Below are 3660 nucleotides of genomic sequence, written 5' to 3'. Positions count from 1 at the left end.
GGATCGGCGCGCCGGTGGGCGCGGAGGAGCTGCGGACCGGGATCGAGCAGGCCGACCGGGCGCTCGCCTCGGCCCGGGGCCCGGCCGGTCCGGTCGTGCGCTTCGCCGACCTGGCGGGCCGGGGGCTGCTGGCGCTGCTGGACGCCGACGTGGCCGCGGCGTTCTCCTCGGCGCTGCTCGCCCCGCTGCGGGAGTACGGCTCCCGCGCCGACCTGGTGGAGTCGCTCCGCGCCTACCTGGCGTGCAACGGGCACTGGGACGCGGCGGCCCAGCGGCTGGGGGTGCACCGGCACACCCTGCGCTACCGCATGCGGCGGGTCGCCGAGCTGCTCGGCCGCGACCTGGACGACCCGGCGGTCCGCGCCGAGCTGTGGGTGGCGCTGAGCGTCTAGCGGGCCGGCGGGCGATGCCGGGTGCCCGGACGGAGGGTGTCTGCGGATGGCGGGTGCCCGGATGTCTCGGCGGCGGGTGCCCCGGTGCCGGGTGTCCAGGCGGCGGGTGTCCAGGTGTCGGGTGTCTAGACGGCGGGCGGCGGGTCCGGCCGCCCGGTGCCGGTCGTCAGATAGCGGTGGATGATGGCCCGGGTGGCGGCGTCGAAGGCCGAGCCGTCGCGCAGGTGCCCGGCACGTTCCAAGCTGATCGCTCCCTGGGCCGCGGACCAGAGCACGTCGGCGATCTTGCGGGGCTGGGTGGGGACGAGCCGGCCCGCCGAGATGCAGTCGGCGATCACCCGGTCGAAGATGTTGAGCGCCGCCCGGGCCAGGGTCCTGGCCCGCTCGCTGGGCGTGAAACCGGGGATGGCCCGCTCGAACATCAGGCTGTAGTAACCCGGCTCGGCCAGCGCGGCCTCCCGGTAGGCGGTGCCGAGCGCGGTGAGGCGTTCCAGGGAGTCCGGGTGCGCGGGCACGGCCTCCAGCCGGCGCCGGAAGCGCTCGAAGCCCTCCAGGTAGAGCGCCTCGGCCAGGCCCTCCTTGCTGCCGAACATGGTGTAGATGACGGTCGTGGAGCAGCCGGCCTCGGTGGCGATGCGCCGCATCGACAGGCTCTCCGGGCCGATGGTGAGCAGGAGGTGGTTCGCCACGTCGAGGAGCTTGGCGCGGAGTTCGTCCTGTCCGGCGCGGTCACCGGAGAGGTAGGCGCCCTGGAGCCCGAGCGGCGCCGAGGAGGTCAATGGGGCCACGCCTTTCCGCTCGGGGGACTCGCATCGGATGACTTAGCCACGGTGAAGATCGTTCAAACCGTCAGTCGGATAGAAATATCGTCAATAAACCTGTTTTAAGGATGGAATCAGGGTGGATCATTTTATCCGGATCGGTGCGGCCGCCGAGGTGTCTTGTGCGGAGTGGAGCGACGCCGGACCCGGCCGGGTGGCATAGCGTCGAAGGTATGGACGTGCGCCCCTTCTGGCTCGCCGGCCGCCCCGCCACCGGGGACGCCGAGCTCACCGTGACCAACTCGCATGACGGCCGCGTCGTCGGCGTCTGCTCCGTGCCCACCCCGGACCAGGTCGAGGAGGCCGTCGCCGCGGCGGAGGCCGTGCGCAAGGAGGCCGCGGCCCTGCCCGTCCATGTGCGGGCCGAGGCCCTGGCCCACGTCTCGCGCCGCCTGGCCGAGCGCGCCGACGAGATCGCCCGCCTGATCACCGAGGAGAACGGCAAGCCGGTCTTCTGGGCCCGGGGCGAGGTCGGCCGCGCGGTATCCACCTTCCGCTTCGCCGCCGAGGAGACCCGCCGCTCCGCCGGCGAGGCGATGCGCCTGGACACCGAGCCCGCCGCGGCCGGTCGCCTCGCCTACGTCTCCCGCGTCCCGCGCGGGCCGATCCTGGCGATCACACCGTTCAACTTCCCGCTCAACCTGGTCGCCCACAAGGTCGCCCCGGCCATCGCCGTCGGCGCCCCGGTCGTCGTCAAGCCCGCCCCCGCGACGCCGCTCTCGGCGCTGCTGCTCGGCGAGATCCTCGCCGAGACGGACCTGCCCGCGGGCATGTTCTCCGTGCTCCCGGTGCCCAACGAGCGCGCCGCCGCGCTGGTCGAGGACCCGCGGCTGCCGGTGGTCTCCTTCACCGGCTCCGGCCCGGTCGGCTACGCGATCATGGACAGGGTGCCGCGCAAGCACGTCACCCTGGAGCTCGGCGGGAACGCCGCCGCGGTCGTGCTGGCCGACGCCGACCTCGACTGGGCCGCCTCCCGGGTGGCGCTGTTCTCCAACTACCAGGCCGGGCAGAGCTGCATCGCGGTCCAGCGGGTGATCGTCGAGGAGTCCGTGCGGGACGACTTCCTGGCCCGGCTGGTCCCGGCCGTCGAAGCCCTGGTGACGGGGGACCCGGCCGACGAGAAGACCCAGGTCGGGCCGCTGGTCTCCGTCGAGGCCGCCGAGCGGGTCGAGCAGTGGGTCGCCGAGGCCGTCGCCGGCGGGGCCCGCGTGCTGACCGGGGGCACCCGCGACGGCGCCACCGTCGCGCCGACCGTCCTGGCCGACGCGCCCGCCGGGGCGAAGGTCTCCTGTGAGGAGGTGTTCGGCCCGGTGATGGTCGTGCGGAGTGTGCCGGACGCGGACGCGGCCTTCGCCGCGGTCAACGACTCGAAGTACGGCCTGCAGGCCGGCGTGTTCACCCGGAGCCTCGGCCTGGCCTTCCGGGCCAACCGGGAGCTGGAGGTCGGCGGTGTGGTCATCGGGGACGTGCCGTCCTACCGCGCCGACCAGATGCCCTACGGCGGCGTCAAGGACTCCGGGGTCGGCCGTGAGGGCGTCCGCTCCGCGATGGCCGACTACACCTACGAGAAGGTCATGGTCCTGACCGGGCTGAGCCTGTAGGGCCGCCTCCGGGACCCCGGCCCGATCCGGCGGGACGCGCGACGGCCCCGTGCTCTGGAGGTGCGGGGCCGTACCGCCGGGTGGTGACGGGGGTGCGGAGGCGTCAGGACCGCCGGGTGGCGGCGGGGTGCGGAGGCGTCAGGACCGCTGGGCCGTGAGGTAGAGCTCCTTGGCGGTGTCGCCGAAGTAGGGGCCGTACATCGTGCCGTGGTCGTCGCTGTACTTGAAGCTGCTCACCGAGGTGACGGTGCCCCGGCCGGTCGCGGCGTCGAAGTCGCTGAACCAGGGGCCTCCGCTGGACCCGGCCGTCATGTTGCAGCGCAGGCCCTGGTCGTGGGTCTGGCCGTACGGGTCCTCGCGGACCGGGCCGGCGCAGTAGATCATGTGCTCGCCGTCGTAGGGCGGGTCGACGGGGAAGCCGAAGCCGTAGGCGTGGCGGCCGCGGGCCGTGCCGAAGGCGATCTCCTGGGCGCCCACCACGTCGGCCAGGTGCCTGCCGTTCCTGGTGTTGAGCGCGACCATGGCGAGGTCGTGGCTGTCGTCCGCGCTGCGCGACCACGGGCCCGCGACGAACATGCGGCGGGCGGTGAAGCGCCCGTACGGCTGGCTGCCCTGGTCGTAGCCGGGCACGAAGGTCCAGTTCTCGGCCCACGCGCCGGTCCCGTCCTTGACGCAGTGCCCTGCCGTGACGACGAGGTCGCGGTTGCCGCTCCGCACCGAGCTCGCCGAGCAGACGAAGTCGACCCCGCCGAGGGTGAGGAACACGCGCCCGGTGGTGTTGCGCACCGCGCCGCCCGCGGTCCAGCGGGCCCCGCTGGTCACGGCGGCGGCGGCCGGGGCGGCGGC

4 protein-coding genes are annotated in these 3660 nt (G+C 74.0%); 2 read left to right on the top strand and 2 right to left on the bottom strand.

The window, feature by feature from the left end:
* The coding region (locus tag ACWJ6R_RS32360; RefSeq protein ID WP_449065860.1) for a PucR family transcriptional regulator at positions 1-392 on the top strand (392 nt) is incomplete at its 5' end.
* A gap of 125 nt (positions 393-517) precedes the next feature.
* Here ACWJ6R_RS32360 and ACWJ6R_RS32355 read toward each other — a convergent pair.
* Positions 518-1180: a TetR/AcrR family transcriptional regulator gene (locus ACWJ6R_RS32355; protein WP_449065859.1), complete on the bottom strand. Its 663-nt coding sequence runs from the start codon at positions 1178-1180 to the stop codon at positions 518-520.
* 206 nt (positions 1181-1386) lie between these two features.
* Between ACWJ6R_RS32355 and ACWJ6R_RS32350 the strand changes: the two genes are divergently transcribed.
* The gene (locus ACWJ6R_RS32350) at positions 1387-2814 is read left to right on the top strand and encodes an aldehyde dehydrogenase family protein (protein WP_449065858.1); all 1428 of its coding nucleotides are present in this window, start codon (positions 1387-1389) and stop codon (positions 2812-2814) included.
* Between the two features lie 138 nt (positions 2815-2952).
* Here ACWJ6R_RS32350 and ACWJ6R_RS32345 read toward each other — a convergent pair.
* Positions 2953-3660, bottom strand: a 708-nt coding sequence (locus tag ACWJ6R_RS32345) for a trypsin-like serine peptidase (protein ID WP_449065857.1), incomplete at its 5' end; no start/stop codon positions are given.

The sequence above is a fragment of the Planomonospora algeriensis genome, from assembly GCF_977012225.1.
The sequence above is the reverse complement of the archived record's forward strand: the minus strand, read 5'-3'. Positions and strand labels throughout refer to the sequence as shown.

What these genes read in the sequence shown, in the direction of transcription:
- ACWJ6R_RS32350 (WP_449065858.1), top strand. Translation starts at nt 1,387, where the DNA reads ATGGACGTGCGCCCCTTCTGGCTCGCCGGCCGCCCCGCCACCGGGGAC.